The organism is Arthrobacter sp. Y3221114, from assembly GCF_059092625.1.
Genome location: NZ_JBNHHW010000004.1, coordinates 132809 through 146814, shown reverse-complemented (window position 1 = coordinate 146814; position 14006 = coordinate 132809). Strand labels below are relative to the sequence as shown.

Annotated in this window: 13 protein-coding genes; 7 read left to right on the top strand and 6 right to left on the bottom strand. The window is 69.8% G+C overall.

From position 1 onward, the window contains the following. The first annotated feature begins 92 nt into the window (after positions 1–92). Together AC5RV3_RS10280 and AC5RV3_RS10275 are read left to right on the top strand one after the other, a co-directional pair. Positions 93–488, top strand: a complete 396-nt coding sequence (locus AC5RV3_RS10280; RefSeq protein WP_494122034.1) for a GNAT family N-acetyltransferase — start codon at positions 93–95, stop codon at positions 486–488. Then, positions 485–802 (top strand): hypothetical protein, encoded by a 318-nt coding sequence (locus tag AC5RV3_RS10275; RefSeq protein WP_494122033.1) that lies wholly within the window; start codon positions 485–487, stop codon positions 800–802. Before AC5RV3_RS10280 ends, AC5RV3_RS10275 begins: the two co-directional genes overlap by 4 nt. Positions 803–929: 127 nt before the next feature. On the opposite strand, the gene tgt is transcribed toward AC5RV3_RS10275, so the two are convergent. Next, a complete protein-coding gene (tgt, locus tag AC5RV3_RS10270; RefSeq protein ID WP_494111828.1) occupies positions 930–2189 on the bottom strand; it encodes a tRNA guanosine(34) transglycosylase Tgt in 1260 nt (419 codons plus the stop codon). Between the two features lie 260 nt (positions 2190–2449). Here tgt and AC5RV3_RS10265 point away from each other — a divergent pair, with 260 nt between their 5' ends. Then, positions 2450–3508 carry an FUSC family protein gene (locus tag AC5RV3_RS10265; protein WP_494122032.1) on the top strand — a complete coding sequence of 353 codons (1059 nt, stop codon included), beginning with the start codon at positions 2450–2452 and terminating at the stop codon, positions 3506–3508. A gap of 39 nt (positions 3509–3547) precedes the next feature. On the opposite strand, the gene AC5RV3_RS10260 is transcribed toward AC5RV3_RS10265, so the two are convergent. After that, positions 3548–4324: an SRPBCC family protein gene (locus AC5RV3_RS10260; RefSeq protein WP_494122031.1), complete on the bottom strand. Its 777-nt coding sequence runs from the start codon at positions 4322–4324 to the stop codon at positions 3548–3550. Between the two features lie 54 nt (positions 4325–4378). Beyond that, positions 4379–5287 (bottom strand): DUF6707 family protein, encoded by a 909-nt coding sequence (locus tag AC5RV3_RS10255; protein WP_494122030.1) that lies wholly within the window; start codon positions 5285–5287, stop codon positions 4379–4381. A 362-nt stretch (positions 5288–5649) separates the two neighbouring features. Between AC5RV3_RS10255 and AC5RV3_RS10250 the strand changes: the two genes are divergently transcribed. Beyond that, positions 5650–5901, top strand: a complete 252-nt coding sequence (locus AC5RV3_RS10250) for a hypothetical protein (protein WP_494122029.1) — start codon at positions 5650–5652, stop codon at positions 5899–5901. A gap of 62 nt (positions 5902–5963) precedes the next feature. Here the strand turns inward: AC5RV3_RS10250 and AC5RV3_RS10245 are convergent, their stop codons facing one another. Together AC5RV3_RS10245 and AC5RV3_RS10240 are read right to left on the bottom strand one after the other, a co-directional pair. Continuing rightward, positions 5964–6503, bottom strand: coding sequence for an NUDIX hydrolase family protein (locus tag AC5RV3_RS10245; protein WP_494111833.1), 540 nt, complete (start codon positions 6501–6503; stop codon positions 5964–5966). Positions 6504–6655: 152 nt separating this feature from the next. After that, positions 6656–7384 carry a VOC family protein gene (locus AC5RV3_RS10240; protein WP_494122028.1) on the bottom strand — a complete coding sequence of 243 codons (729 nt, stop codon included), beginning with the start codon at positions 7382–7384 and terminating at the stop codon, positions 6656–6658. Between the two features lie 80 nt (positions 7385–7464). Between AC5RV3_RS10240 and AC5RV3_RS10235 the strand changes: the two genes are divergently transcribed. After that, positions 7465–8058 carry a YdeI/OmpD-associated family protein gene (locus AC5RV3_RS10235; RefSeq protein WP_494122027.1) on the top strand — a complete coding sequence of 198 codons (594 nt, stop codon included), beginning with the start codon at positions 7465–7467 and terminating at the stop codon, positions 8056–8058. Positions 8059–8089: 31 nt separating this feature from the next. Here the strand turns inward: AC5RV3_RS10235 and AC5RV3_RS10230 are convergent, their stop codons facing one another. Next, positions 8090–9379 (bottom strand): glycoside hydrolase family 76 protein, encoded by a 1290-nt coding sequence (locus AC5RV3_RS10230; protein WP_494122026.1) that lies wholly within the window; start codon positions 9377–9379, stop codon positions 8090–8092. Between the two features lie 163 nt (positions 9380–9542). Here AC5RV3_RS10230 and AC5RV3_RS10225 point away from each other — a divergent pair, with 163 nt between their 5' ends. Continuing rightward, entirely contained in the window at positions 9543–10319 is a 777-nt protein-coding gene (locus AC5RV3_RS10225; RefSeq protein WP_494122025.1) for an SDR family NAD(P)-dependent oxidoreductase, read from the top strand. Between the two features lie 253 nt (positions 10320–10572). After that, entirely contained in the window at positions 10573–13545 is a 2973-nt protein-coding gene (locus AC5RV3_RS10220; protein WP_494122024.1) for a phosphoenolpyruvate carboxylase, read from the top strand. The last annotated feature ends 461 nt before the right edge of the window (positions 13546–14006 follow it).

The window sequence follows — 14006 nt, the reverse complement described above, 5'->3', positions numbered from 1 at the left end:
CAGGCCGGCACCGCCGGGTCTGTGGTTCCCAGCCAGGGAGCCGGTCGCGTCACGACCGCACCTTCGGTTGGAGACGCTAAGTGAGGAGAGGCATGCAGGTAATACGCAACAACTACGACGCATCACGCTTCGACGCCTATGTGGACGGGGAAGTGGCGGCGTCGCTGCAGTACAAGATCCAAGACGGCGAGATGTGGCTCCTCCAGATTGACGAAGACCGCTGGCACCGCGGACTGGGCCTCGCCGGCGACTTGGTGCGCCGGGCACTCGTTGAAGCGCACCGCCGCCGGCTCCGGGTGCTGCCGTTCTGCCAGGAAGCCAGGCAGCAAGTGTTCAACCACCCCGTATTCCTCCGGCTGGTACCGCAGGAACAGCGGAGCCGGTTCCACAAGTCATGGGCCCTGGAGGGCAAGGCCGACCGTCGTCGGCGCCGGGCCTCCACCGGCGCACTCCGAAGTTCCACGGCGCCGAAGGCTGCGGCCCGATGAGTGGCAAACTCAAGGTCACGGTCCGGGTCGACTTGGAGTGTTCAGCCGCGCACATCGAGGTGCGCGGGCGCGTCGACGAGCGGAACGTTTTGGCCGTCTACTCATTGGCCAAGCGGGCGAACTCGCTGGCCGCGGGACTCCAGATAACCATTGACCTGCAAAACGCCTCCGTGGACGGGGCAGTCCTGGCATGCCTGCAAGAGTGCGCGGAGGCCGGAGCACTGCCCGCCCATGCCGATCCCGGGCAGGCCGACTGCCGGCTGAGGATCCTGGCTCCGAGTACGGAGCTGGCCGACGTGGCGTTGGCTGCCTGACACAGGCGCGCGCCCAGACGCGGAAGGCCGCCGTCGTTCTCACGGAAACGACGGCGGCCTTCCGCGTGCCGGGACCTGTCCCAGCCCCGGGCCTGCCGGGGCCCTGTCCCGGGCACGTCCGGGCAGATCAGGCGTAGTAGCGGCCCAGCACCTCGGCCTTGAAATCAAAGAAGGAACCGCTGTCGATTGCCAGCCGGGCATCGTCGACCAGCTTCACGGTGAAGCGCTCGTTGTGGATGGAAATCAGCGTGTGGCTGACCATCTCGTTGGCCTTGTACAGGTGGTGGATGTAGGCGCGCGTGTAGTTCGCGCACGTGTAGCAGTCGCAGCCGTCCACCAAGGGAGTGAAGTCCAACTTGAACCGCCGGTTGGACAGGTTCTTGCGCCCGTCGGGCGTGTAGAACGCGGAGTTGCGCGCCACCCGGGTGGGGGAGACACAGTCGAAGGTGTCAGCACCGTTTTCTATCGCGGTGAAGATGTCGTCGGGTTCGGAAATGCCCAGCAGATGCCGGGGCTTGTCCTCGGGCAGCTCCTCGGTGCACCAGCGCACGATCGTGCCCAGGTTTTCCTTCTCCAGCGCGCCGCCGATGCCGAAGCCGTCGAAGTTCATTGCTCCGAGGTCGCGGCAGGCCTTGCGCCGCAGGTCTTCGTACTGGGCGCCCTGAATCACCCCGAAGAGCGCCTGGTACGGCCGGTGGGAGCGTTCCTCGGTGAGCCGCTCGTGCTCGGTGACGCACCGCTCGGCCCACCGCCGCGTGCGTTCCAGCGACTCCTCCTGGTAGCCGCGCGAGTTCATCAGCGTGGTCAGCTCGTCGAAGGCGAACATGATGTCGGCCCCCAGCTGGTGCTGCACCTGCATGGAGATTTCCGGCGTGAAGCGGTGCTTGTCGCCGTTGAGATGCGACTTGAACCAGACGCCGTCGTCGTCCACGTGGGCCAGGCGTTCCTTGCCCGGCGCCACCCGGTCATCGGAGCCGCTGCCGGCCGCGGCCGCGTCCATGCTGATGACCTTCTTGAACCCGGAGCCCAGGCTCATCACCTGGAAGCCGCCGGAATCGGTGAAGGTGGGTCCGTCCCAGTTCATGAACCTGCCCAGCCCGCCGGCGGCATCGAGCACCGCCGCCCCGGGCTGCAGGTACAGGTGGTACGCGTTGGCCAGCAGCGCCTGGGCGCCGAGCTCCTTCATCGACTCGGGGAGCACGGCCTTGACCGTGGCTTTGGTGCCGACGGCGATGAAGGCCGGGGTCTGGATCTCCCCGTGCGGGGTGGTGATGGTTCCGGTGCGGCCCTGGAATTCGCCCCCGTTGTCCTCCACTTGGGCGGGTGAGGGGCTGGAGGTGTCGGACAGGCGGCTGCCGACGCGGAAGGAAAAATCAGACTGGGGCACCCCACCATTTTGCCTTACCGGGCGGCGGCCGGACTCCGGGGCCCAGCGTGCGGGGGCCGGGGTGCTGGGTGCGGGGGCGGCGGCATGGCTGCTCCGAGCCTCCGCCGCCGTCCGCGCCGGGATCCTCGGCCGTGTGGCCGGGCCAACACCGGCAAGTCGGGTCTCCCACAGGATGACGGTTGCTTCGGGCAAGCGTCCTAGGCTTGAGAAGAGGCCTTGCTGCAACGTAGATACAGTGGGCAACCGAAGGGGCGGACAGAATGCTGAAGCAGCACGTGCGCGAGTTCTTCCGGGTGGGCCCGGCACGCCAGGACCATATCGTGGCCACGCGATGCGGTCTAAGCGTGGGCCTGCCGCTGCTTGCCCTGCTGGCGTTCGGCCGGTTTGACCTGATGGTTTTCGCCGCCTTCGGCGCCTTCACAGGGATCTACGGCCGCGGCGAAGCACACGGCTCCAGGCTGCGGCATCAAAGCCAGTTCGGCGTCCTGATCCTGTTGGTCATGTTCCTCGGCGCGCTCACTGCCCGGGCCGACCCCGGGCCGTGGGGGATCGTGTTCGGCACGACCGCGGTGGCTGGGCTGTGGTCCCTGGCTGTCAACTACTTCCGGCTGCGGCCGGCTGGGGTCATCTTCTTCACCTTCGGTTATGCCGCCATCGGCTCGATTCCGCTGACGGCGCCGTTGTGGCAGGCCATGCTGACCGGACTGGTGAGCGTGGTGCTTGCCATGCTGATCGGGATCAGCAGCCGGTTGGTGCCGTCCTGGCGGACGTCCATGGCGCCGCCGCCGAAACAGGAGCTGACGGCCGAACACTGGCGGGAATTCGGGGTGGAGGCCGCCGCGAATGCCGTGGCGGTGTTGGCGGCCGGGACCCTCGCCACCATCGTGGGGCTGGGGCACAACTACTGGGCGATGGTGGCCGCGGTGGCCCCGATCGCCGGCCCCAGCCTGGCCCAGCGGGTGAACAAGGGCGTGCACCGCATCCTGGGCACCTTTGCGGGCGTGGCGGTGGCCGGGGTGCTGCTGGCCCCGCATCCGGCGCCGTGGGTCCTGGTGCTGATGGTGGTGGTGCTGCAGTTCGGGGCCGAGATGTTCGTGCTGCGCCACTATGCCCTCGCGCTGATCTTCATCACGCCGTTGGCGCTGATCATGACCGAGCTCGCTGCCCCCACGGATCCGCAGGAGCTGATGGTGGACCGGGCCTTGCAGACCGCGATCGGTGCGCTGGTCGGGCTGAGCCTGGTGTACCTGATGCACCAGCGCACCGTGCGCATGAAGAACCGGCGGCGGTTCCAGCGCAAGCACCGCGGCGAGGGATGAGCGGTTCGCCCGGCCGCCGTCCGGCCGGGGGCAGGTGGTTTATTCGACGACCGGCCCCGCGGTGTTGCCGGGTACCAGCGGGTCGGCGCCGGGCAGCGCGGCGCTGCGCCAGCTCTCCCAGGCATCCCGGATTTCAGCGAGCCGCCGGGCACCCAAGCCATAGCAGCTGATCAGCACCTGGCAGCCTCCCTCCGGCCGGCCCTCCGGATGCGGCGGCGTCGTCGCAACAATCAGGAGGCCGCCGCCATGGTCGGCGTAGGAATCCACGGTCAGTCCGAGCTGGCGTTCCGACCGGAACCACACCTTGCCGGACAAAGCCTCGCCGGTGGCCAGCGTCGTGGAGTACGGCTCGTCCGGCTCCGGCAGGTTGTCGAGTCCCAGGCTGGCGAGCAGGCCGTCGGGCGGCAGTGAGTCCGCGCCGAGGTAGGTGGTCTGGCGGGAGTCGTTGGGGTGCCGCTCCAGCGCGAACCGCAGCTGCTGCAGGAAGGTCAGCCAGCCTTCGGTGACGTCCTCCCACCATTCGTCGGACTTCTCGCCGGACTCCCGGCCACGCTCGAGGGTGAGCCGCACGCCGTCGCCCACCGGGTCCAGGATAAAGGCATCGCCGTTGCTCAGGGTGAGCCGTTTGTGGTCTTCGGATTCGGTGGCACCGGTGAAGTAGATCTCGCGGATCTCCTCGTCCAGGCCTTTCATGTCCCAGCCGTGCCATTGCGCGATGGACTTGGGCTCGCGCAGCATGACCCAGACTTGGCGGGCGTCCGCATTGATGTGGACGCTCAGGGGATCGGTCGCCGGTTCAACACCGCTATCCGTCATGCGGCCGACTTTACCCGCGGGCCGCAGGGGTGGCCAGAGTGTGGCCCTGCGTACCTAGGAGTTCCGCTGCTGGGCGTCCAGCGCGCGGATCGCCACCAGTTCGTTGCTGATCCGCCGGTCCAATTCGACCGGTTCCAGGGTCTCGGATCCGCCGTGCGCGCGCAGGTACAACAACGAGCTCAGTCGGAGTTCGCGCCACTCCCGCTCCAGGTCGCGGTCGGCGGCGGCCATGGCGCGGTGGATCTCCTTGTCATAGAGGTTCGGCTCGTTCAGCTGGCGCTGGCGGACCTCCGCGTTGACCTTCGCGCGGAAGGGGTCCTCGTCGGAGTCGTCCGGGGTGCGCAGCGCCTCGGCCAACCGCAGGGCTTCCTGCTGGTCATCCTCGTCGCCGGACTCCCGCAGCATGTGGGCGGCCATGGCCAGCGTCGACTCGATCCATTTCCACCGGCCGAAGTTCCCGTCGAACGGCTGGTCGATGATCAGCCGGCAGACCGTGAGCGCGCGTTCCCGGTCGTCCAGCTCCACGAACAAGATATGGGCCAGGTCCCGCACATCCTGCAGGTGGCTGCCGGCCTTGGTGTTGAGGCCACGGCTCAAGCGGGCGGCCAGCCTTTGGACCCGGGCGTTGCGTGCGTGTGCGCGCGCGACCTCGACCACCACCGCCTCGGGAGTACCGTCCTCGGCCGGAATCAGTTCCAGTTCAGCCAGTGCCAGCGCGCCGGGCAACGGGGCGGGCCTGCGGGAGGAAGCGACGCGGATGCGCGAACCGTGGGCGATGCGCACCTTGCTGCCGTCTTCCAGCGTGGCCACCACCAGCGCCGGCGTGCCGAAATCGTCGGGTACGACGGCGGTGCTTGCCACCGGCGCCGAGTGCTCGCCGGAACGGGTCAGAAAGCGGGAGCCGGCGGCTACTGCCTCGGCCTTGACATGGTGGATGTATGTCTCGGCCTGCTGTTCCGTCATGGGTAAATCCTTAGTCACGCTCGCGATCGTCTGAACAGTATATGAATCCGTTATCTTTCCGGGGGGAGGCTAGGCCCGGTGTCCAGTATGCCGACGTGATGAAACGATGGATTGTGAGCGGAGTCTCACGCGCTTCCCATCGCGGGAATAGGAATGCTGCGCACTGGCGTTGGTTTCGGCATCGGGTACCGCGGGCCCAAAAAAATCGGTATCCGGCTCGGGATCGAGGACCGAAGATGACCGCGATCGCCGATAGCGTCCAAGATATCGAAAAGTTCCTTCCGGAACCGTCCCTCGTCAGTTCTTCCGACGAAGAACCTCACGCACAGCAGCCCTACATCTTGTGAAAGCTGAATACAGCCATGAGCATTATTCTTGCCCCGGAGGCCCACCCAGGCGAAGTGCCGACGCACGCCCCCGTTCATCCCGAGCAGTTCCGCAGCAGGAGCCGTCTGACCGTTCTGCTGCGGGCCGCGGGCACGGTCCTGACGGATCTTGCCAACCGCCGCAGCCAGCGGCCGGTCCCGCTGAAGCGGCTGCGCTACCAGGACCAGCACCGGGAGCAGTCCCGGGACCTGGCCGCCCAGATGTACGCCTGGATGCTGCCGAAGTAGCGGGGGCGGTCAACCCGTCACCGTCGACGGTCAACCCGTCCCCGCCGAGGCAGGACCGGCGGTCAGCGGCACCAGCCCGCGTGCGCCAGCGCCTGGCGCAGCAGGTTGCCGCGGCCGCCGATGAATTCGGACTGGACCGCCTGGCTCAGCGCATCTTCCGGCGTCATCCAGCTCAGTTCCAGGGCATCCTGGCGCGGGTTGCATTCTCCGGTGACCGGGATGACGTAGGCCAGGGCCACGGCATGCTGCCGGTCATCGGTCAGCCCGGTTTCGGACGGCGACGGGAAGTACTCCGCCACCGTAAACGGCACCGGGCTGGCCGGCAGCTGCGGTAAGGCCAGCGGCCCCAGGTCCTTCTCCAGGTGGCGCACCAGGGCGGCACGGACCGTCTCGCGGTACATCACCCGTCCGGAGACGAACGTGCGCACCATCTCGCCTTCGTCCGACGCCTGCAGCAGCAGGCCGATCTCCGTTACGTACCCCAGCGAGTCCAGCCGTACCGGCACTGCCTCTACATAGAGCATCGGCAGGCGCTGCCGCGCCTCGTGCAGATCCTCGTGGGACAGCCAGCCGGGATACGGGTCGGGAGTGCGTACGCTCATGTACTTGTTCTACCGCACCGCTGCGACGCCAGTCACGCCGGCCGCCCTCCCCGGCGCGTCCATTCCACTGTGGGGCAACCGCGGCCGGACCCGCCCGAACCGCGGAACCGCCGGTCCCATCACGACCGATGCGTCGGCGGCAGCGGGCGGTTTCAGGCCGAGTCGTTTCGCGGGGCGCTGAACCGCAGGCAGCCTCCGCCGGCAGGATTCGCGCCGTCCGGATGCTCCACCAGAAGGATGTGCCGGCCAGCCTCGTCCGCCAAGGAGCAGCCGTAACCGGCCGCGGTGAGGCGTTCCCGCAAGGCGGGCAGGTCGTCGTCGTACTCAAAAGCCAGCCCCAGCTGCTCCGCCCCGCCGTGCTGCACCGCGACCAGCCCACCGTTCTTCGCCGCGAAGTCCGCCCGGTCGCCGGCATCGCCGCCGAAGCGGGGACGCGCGCCGATCCCGCGGAGGGTCGCCGCGGCACCCCGCTCGTCCGGCGTCACCCAGACGGGCATGACGGACAGCGCCGGATCCGGCGGGTTTTGCCCGGCAAGGTGCCCGGACGACGGCGCGGCGGCCTTCGCCAGGAAGCTGAGGCCCGAGGGTGCGGTGACCCGCGCGGCCCGGCCGTGGGCGCCCTCCTCGATCTCCGCCCGCGTGCCGTCGGCCACGGTGCGGCGGACAAACTCGTCGAGATCACGGACCTCGAAGCCCAGTTCCACGCGGCCGTCGGCGGCGTCGCCGGCGTCGGCCGGGCGCAGGTCCAGCCGCCCCGACCCCGCGTCGAACTCCGGTCGGGCGCCGCCGTGTTCGGCCACGCAGGCCAGCCCTGCCGCTGTCAGCAAGTCCCGCCACGGACCGATGCGGGAGGTGGTCAAGACGGGGCGGACGCGCAGCATCTGGGTTCTCCTTTGGGTCGGCACGCGGCGATACCAAAAAACTACTGGACGACGCGGCGCTGCCGTGCTGCCATAAGGGCATGCCTGCTGAGCTTCAGGAGTTGCTGGTGCCAGACGCCGCCGCGTGGCGGGCCTGGCTGGAGGAAAACCACGCCTCGTCGGCGGGCGTGTGGCTGATCCTGAGCAAGAAGGGCGGCACGGTGACCGCCCTCGATTATGCTGCGGCGCTGGACGAGGCGCTGTGTTTTGGCTGGATCGACGGGCAGGCCCGACGGCGAGACGCGGAAAGCTCCTTCCAACGCTTCACCCCGCGGACGAAGCGCAGCATCTGGTCACTGCGGAACGTCGGGTACATCGAGCGGCTGGAGCAGGCCGGCAAGATGCACGAGGCCGGCCGGGCGGCGGTGGCCGCGGCGCAGGCCGACGGCCGCTGGGAGAAGGCCTACGCCGGTCCGGCCACGGCCGAGGTGCCCGAGGACCTGGCCGCGGCGATCGCCGCCGTCCCGGAAGCGCAGGCGATGTTCGAGGTGCTCACGTCGCAAAACCGCTTTGCGCTGATCCACCGGCTGGCCCAGCTGAAGACCGATGCCGGCCGGCAGCGCAAGATCGCCGGCTTCGTGGAGATGCTGGCCCGGCATGAAGCACCGTATCCGCAGCAGAAGAAACCGTCCTGACGGCCGGCCGAACGCGTGGGCCGGCCGCCCGTCATTCGGCCAGCGTGGCGGCAGCCTCCAAGGTCATCCAGACTTGCAGTTGGGTGGACAGTTCGACGCCGGCGCCGGGCCCGGGAGCCGCGGCGGCAGGAACCGCGGGGTCGGGGGAGAAGACCAGCACCTCCCAGTTGCGGTGGTTTTCGATGGCCCGCCCGTCCCAAAAGCCTTGCGCGGTGTCCAAGACCATTCGCGCGGCCAGTTCGCGCGCCGGGTCCGGCAAGCGCTCGGACCGGGCGGCCAGGGCCAGGTAACGGGCCAGGATCCCGGTGAACAGGCCGCCGTCGCCGGCGCCGTGCGTGCGCAGGACGAGTTGGCCGCCGGAGCCGGCGGCCTTCCCTGAGGACGCGGCGGGCGGGCCCGCGGTGGCCTGGCCTGCGGCGGCCTGGCCTGCGGTGGCCGAGCCTGCGGCGGCCGGGCTGTCGGCGTCCTGGTCTGCGGTGGCCTGGCCTGCATCCGGTAGTGTCGAAGGCCCTTGGACCAGACCGGCCGCGATCCCGTGCACCAGTTCGGCGGCCCGCCCCAGATCGGTGTCCCGGCCCGTTTCCAGCAGTGCCCCGAGCACCGGCCCTTGGTTGTAGGTGTAGATGTCGTCCACCAAGACCGGCTGCCCGCCCGAGACCCGGACGCCGTCGAGGTATAACCGCTGCCCGGGCGCATACAGGGTGACGTCCAGCCAGTCCAGGAGCCGGGCGGCCTCCTCCCGGTCGCCCGCGCGGGCCAGATAGAGGGCCGCCGGTGCCGTGGCGGGTGTGTTTTTGAAGTCCTTGGCGGTGTTCCAGAACAGGCCGCCGCCCAGGTCCGCGGTATGGGCCGATTCCAGCTCGGGCAGCAGGCGGCGCGCGGCGGCCCTGTTCCGGAAGCGCGGTTTGTGCGCTGCGGCGGCCAGCGTGTCCAGCCGTTGCGCGGCCAAGGCCAGCCAGGCCATGTCGTCGTAGTAGGAGTTGGGGAAGCGGAAACCGTTGCGCCATCGGATCGTGCGCAGCAGTCGCGCCGCGAGGCGGCCGGCGCTCGGCCCGTTGCCGCCGTCGTAATGCTGGTCCCGGTGCAGTTCCCGCCACCCGGCATCCACCAGGCAGTCCAGGAAGTGGGCCTGCCACCAGTAGTGCCATGGCCCGGACTGGCCGGGGGAGGGCCGGCGGACCGCGCCAAGCACGGTGAACGGAAGGCCCAGCAAGCGCTGGCCGAAATGACGGACGACGGCGATGGCGGCCTCGTCCGCGCGTCCTGCCGCCAACGCGGAGTTGGGCGGGCGGAAGGCTCCGCCGCCGGGCAGGGTGGGCATGTGGACCAGCCTAGCGGCGGATCGGGGGTGGCGCAGGCCGGGAATCTGGCCGACGGGCCCGCCGGTGACTGAGTTGTGCGCCGGGCCACACTAGGCTGAGGTGTGCAGTGCCGCCGGGAGGCCGGCGGTCGGGACGAGCGTTGAGGACCCTGAGGAGGATTCAGTGGAGGTTGCCGGAACCGTAGCGTTGATCACGGGCGGAGCATCGGGGCTGGGGGCCGCGACGGCCCGCCGGCTGCATGCTGCCGGAGCGTCGGTGGTGCTGATGGACCTGCCCGGCTCGAAGGGGAAAGAGTTCGCCGCGGGGCTCGGAGACCGGGCCGTGTTTGCCCCCGCGGACGTGACCAGTGAGGACCAGGTGCAGGCGGCGGTAAACCAGGCCGCGGCGCTGGGACCGCTGAGGATCGTGGTGAACTGCGCCGGCGTCGCCACGCCGGGCAAGGTGCTGGGCCGCGACGGGGTGCTGCCGCTGGAAGCGTTCACCAAGGTGGTACAGATCAACCTGGTCGGCACCTTCAACGTGATCCGGCTGGCCGCCGCTGCCATGGCCGCCACCGAACCGGTGGAAACCGAACTGGGCGGGCCCGAGCGCGGCGTCATCATCAACACCGCCTCCGTGGCGGCCTTCGACGGCCAGATCGGCCAGCCCGCCTACGCCGCCTCCAAGGGCGGAGTGGCGGCCATGACGCTTCCGCTCGCGCGGGAACTGGCGCGCTCGCTGATCCGGGTGGTCACCATCGCGCCGGGCATTTTCGAGACGCCGATGATGGCCGGGCTGCCGCAACAGGCGCAGGACTCGCTGGGCCAGCAGGTGCCGCACCCGTCCCGGCTGGGGCGGCCGGCCGAGTACGCGGAGCTGGCAGCGCACATCGTGGCCAACTCGATGCTCAACGGCGAAACCATCCGGCTGGACGGCGCGATCCGGATGGCGCCCAAGTAACCGAACGGTCCGGTAGGCGGGCGAACACCGCCCCCCCCAGTAACATCCGGTCCCGTTAGGCGGGGCGGTCCCGCAGGCGGCGAGGCAACCGACGGGTCCCGGGCGGCGCCGAGGTAACCGGCGCCTCCCGGACGCTCTCGGCGAAAGGCGAGGCGCCGCCGTCGTACGCTTGAGGTGGACCGTGCCGAAGCTTGGAGTCCCCGGGAACGGCACGCCCGCCGCAGCCGCCCGCAGGACGCGAAAGGACGCACCCATGCCGCACTCCGCCCGCGACCGGGACCTCGACGCGAGCCTGCGCGCCGACGTGCGCCGGGTGAGCACGCTGCTGGGGGCATCGCTGGCGCGCCAGCATGGGCCGGAGCTGCTGGACCTGGTGGAGCAGGTGCGGCTGCTGACCAAGGAGTCCAAGGAAGCGGCCCGCGGCGAGGGCGAGGCCACCGGGCCGTGGACGGCCCGCGAGGTGATCGACCAGGTCCGCGAACTGCTCGCGGGGCTGGACGTGGGCGAGGCCACCGACCTGGTGCGGGCTTTTGCCTTCTATTTCCACCTGGCCAACGCCGCCGAACAGGTGCACCGGGTGCGCCAATTGCGTGCCCGGCCGGAGGAAGACGGGCAGTTGCTGCGCACCGTGGCGCAGATTGCCGAGGAAGCGGGGCCCGAGGCGCTGCAGCTCGCCGTCAACCAGCTGGACGTCCGCCCCGTCTTCACCGCGCATCCCACCGAGGCGTCGCGGCGGACCGTGCTGGACAAGCTGCGCGCCATCTCCGACCTGCTGTCCACCACGACGGCGGAGGGCAGCACCGCGCGGCGGCGGCAGGACCGGCGGTTGGCCGAGATCATCGACCAGATGTGGCAGACGGACGAGCTGCGGCACGTGCGGCCCAGCCCGGTGGATGAGGCGCGCAACGCCGTCTACTACCTGGGCAACATCCTCAACAACACCATGCCGGAGCTGATGGGGGACCTGGCCGAACTGCTGTCCGAACATGGCGTGACGCTGCCCGCCGACGGGGCGCCGCTGCGTTTCGGGTCCTGGATCGGCGGCGACCGGGACGGCAATCCGCTGGTCACCGTGGACGTGACGCATGAGGTCTTCCAGCTGCAGAACCAGCACGCGGTGCGGATCAACATCGGCTTTGTGGACGGCCTGATCGCGGTGCTGTCCAACTCGACGACGATCGTGGCCGCCAGCGACGAGCTGCTGGACTCCGTGGCCAGGGACCTGGAGAACCTGCCGGGCCTGGACACCCGGGTGCGCGAGCTGAACGCGAACGAGCCCTACCGGCTGAAACTGACCTGCATCAAGGCGAAGCTGCTCAACACCAGTGCCCGGATCCAGCGCCGGCTCCCGCACGAGCCCGGGCGGGACTACAGCTCGACGGCGGAGGTGCTGGCCGACCTGGCGCCGATCGAGCAGTCCCTGCGCGCCCACACCGCGTCGCTGGTGGCGGACGGTTCGCTGGCCGCGGTGCGCCGGGCGGTCTCGACCATCGGACTTCACCTGGCCACCCTGGACTTCCGGGACAACGCGGGAAAGCACCACAAGGCGGTCGCGGCGCTGCTGGCTGCCCGCGATGCGGCGCGGATGCCGGCGGGTGCGACGGCGGCCTTGGGGGCCGCGGCGGGGAACGCGGCGTCCTTGGGGGCCGCGCGTGGTGGCGCGGTGGTGCACTTGGGGCCGGCGGCCGGGGGTGCTGCGCCGGCGGGTGTGGCGACAGCCGAGGGCGGCACTGACGCTGCGGCAGACACTGCTGCTTCGGCGCCGGAAGGCTACCTCGACTTGGCGCGCGGTCCGCGGCAACAACTGCTTTCCTCGCTGCTGCTCTCGCCGGGACCGCTGGCACCGCCGTCGTCGTTGAAAAAGAAGCGCGCGCGCACGCTGGAGGTATTCGGCGCGATCGCCGAGGCCCTGCGCCAGTACGGCCCGGATGCGGTGGAGACCTATATTGTGTCCCGGGCACGCGGCGCCGACGACGTGCTGGCCGCCGCCCTGTTGGCGCGCGAGGCGGGACTGCTGGCGCTGGATGGGCCCGAGCCGAAGGCGCTGATCGGGTTCGCGCCGCTGCTGGAAAGCGTGGAAGCCCTGCGCAGCGGAGGGCGGATCCTGGACGACCTGCTCTCGGACCCGCAGTACCGCCGGATTGTGCGGCTGCGCGGCGACCTGCAGGAGGTCATGTTCGGCTATTCGGACTCGAACATGGAAGCGGGCGTGGCGACCAGCCAGTGGGAAATCCACAAAGCCCAGCTGGTGTTGCGCGACGTGGCCGCCCGGCACGGGGTGCGGCTGCGCTTCTTCCATGGCCGCGGCGGGTCGGTCGGTCGCGGCGGCGGGCCCACCTACGACGCGATCCTCGCCCAACCCAACGGTGCGCTGGCCGGCGAGATCAAGTTCACCGAGCAGGGCGAAGTCATTTCCGACAAATACACCCTGCCGGAGCTGGCCCGGGAAAACCTGGAGCTGGCGCTCGCGGCCGTGCTGCAGGCCTCCGCGCTGCACCAGGAGCCGCGGACCTCGGAGGCCGAACGCGGCCGGTACCACGCGGCGATGGAGGTGATCTCCGGCGCGGCCTATGAGCGCTACCGCCTGCTGGTGGAGCATCCGGACCTGCCGGAGTACTTCCGGACGTCGACGCCGGTGGAGCAGCTGAGCACGGTGAAGTTCGGTTCGCGCCCGGCCGACCGCGCCGACGCGGACACGGCCGCCGGTCCGGGACTCGGCAAGCTGCGGGCCATCACCTGGGTGTTCGGCTGGACCCAGTCGCGGCAGATCGTTCCCGGCTGGTACGGCGTGGGCAGCGGGCTGCGGGCCGCCCGGGCCGCCGGGCTGCAGCCGCAGCTGCGCGAGATGATCAGCAACTGGCACTACTTCCAGTCCTTCATCTCGAACGTGGAGATGACGCTGGCCAAGACCGATCTGGAGATCGCGGCGCACTACGTCTCCACGTTGGTGCCTGCGCAGCTGCGGCACCTGTTCGACGACATCCGCGCCGAGTTCGAGCTGACCGTGGCCGAAATCCGGAAGCTGACCGGCGAAAACGAACTGCTCGACAACCAGCCGGTGCTGCAGCGCTCGCTGCACGTCCGCGACCAGTATTTGGACCCGATCTCGTACATGCAGGTGGAACTGCTGCGGCGCATCCGGACGTCGGAGCCGGATGAAGCCTTGCAGCGGGCCATGCTGATCACCGTCAACGGCATCGCCGCGGGTCTGCGGAACACCGGCTAGCGCGGGCCGGTGTTGGTGGCCGGGCGCGCGTGCGTGGTGAGTGCGGCGTCTGAGATGCCTGTCTGCGCCGTCGGGCGGCGTCCGCGGGGGTCGGATGGCCGTCCGCGGAGCGTCACTGGGTTGGATGGCTGTCTGCGAGGCGTCCGCGGGGGTCGGATGGCTGGCTGCGGAGGTTGGATGGCCGTCCGCGGGGCGTCGCGGGGGTCGGATGGCCGCGCGGAGCCCGGCGAGCGCACTCCCTAGTGCACAGCTGTCCGAGTTTAGCCATAACTGTCCATGTTTCACCCGACCCACCCGCGTCTGACTAGGCATGATGCTTAAGCATCCGGTTAGATATGGACAGTCTGGTGCCGTGCCGTTTCTAAACCGCACCACCGGGGACTGTGCGCCCTCCGGCTACGCCGGGCGGTGCTTCGCCGCGACGGCCTCGGCCCGCAAAGCAACCCGCCCACCCCACCGAC

Bases quoted from the DNA above. Each gene is read 5' to 3' on its own strand.
- AC5RV3_RS10265 (WP_494122032.1), top strand. From the start codon at position 2,450: ATGCTGAAGCAGCACGTGCGCGAGTTCTTCCGGGTGGGCCCGGCACGC.
- AC5RV3_RS10230 (WP_494122026.1), bottom strand. From the start codon at position 9,379: ATGCCCACCCTGCCCGGCGGCGGAGCCTTCCGCCCGCCCAACTCCGCG.
- AC5RV3_RS10240 (WP_494122028.1), bottom strand. From the start codon at position 7,384: ATGCTGCGCGTCCGCCCCGTCTTGACCACCTCCCGCATCGGTCCGTGG.
- AC5RV3_RS10275 (WP_494122033.1), top strand. From the start codon at position 485: ATGAGTGGCAAACTCAAGGTCACGGTCCGGGTCGACTTGGAGTGTTCA.
- AC5RV3_RS10255 (WP_494122030.1), bottom strand. From the start codon at position 5,287: ATGACGGAACAGCAGGCCGAGACATACATCCACCATGTCAAGGCCGAG.
- AC5RV3_RS10260 (WP_494122031.1), bottom strand. From the start codon at position 4,324: ATGACGGATAGCGGTGTTGAACCGGCGACCGATCCCCTGAGCGTCCAC.
- AC5RV3_RS10280 (WP_494122034.1), top strand. From the start codon at position 93: ATGCAGGTAATACGCAACAACTACGACGCATCACGCTTCGACGCCTAT.
- AC5RV3_RS10235 (WP_494122027.1), top strand. From the start codon at position 7,465: ATGCCTGCTGAGCTTCAGGAGTTGCTGGTGCCAGACGCCGCCGCGTGG.
- AC5RV3_RS10245 (WP_494111833.1), bottom strand. From the start codon at position 6,503: ATGAGCGTACGCACTCCCGACCCGTATCCCGGCTGGCTGTCCCACGAG.
- AC5RV3_RS10220 (WP_494122024.1), top strand. From the start codon at position 10,573: ATGCCGCACTCCGCCCGCGACCGGGACCTCGACGCGAGCCTGCGCGCC.
- AC5RV3_RS10250 (WP_494122029.1), top strand. From the start codon at position 5,650: ATGAGCATTATTCTTGCCCCGGAGGCCCACCCAGGCGAAGTGCCGACG.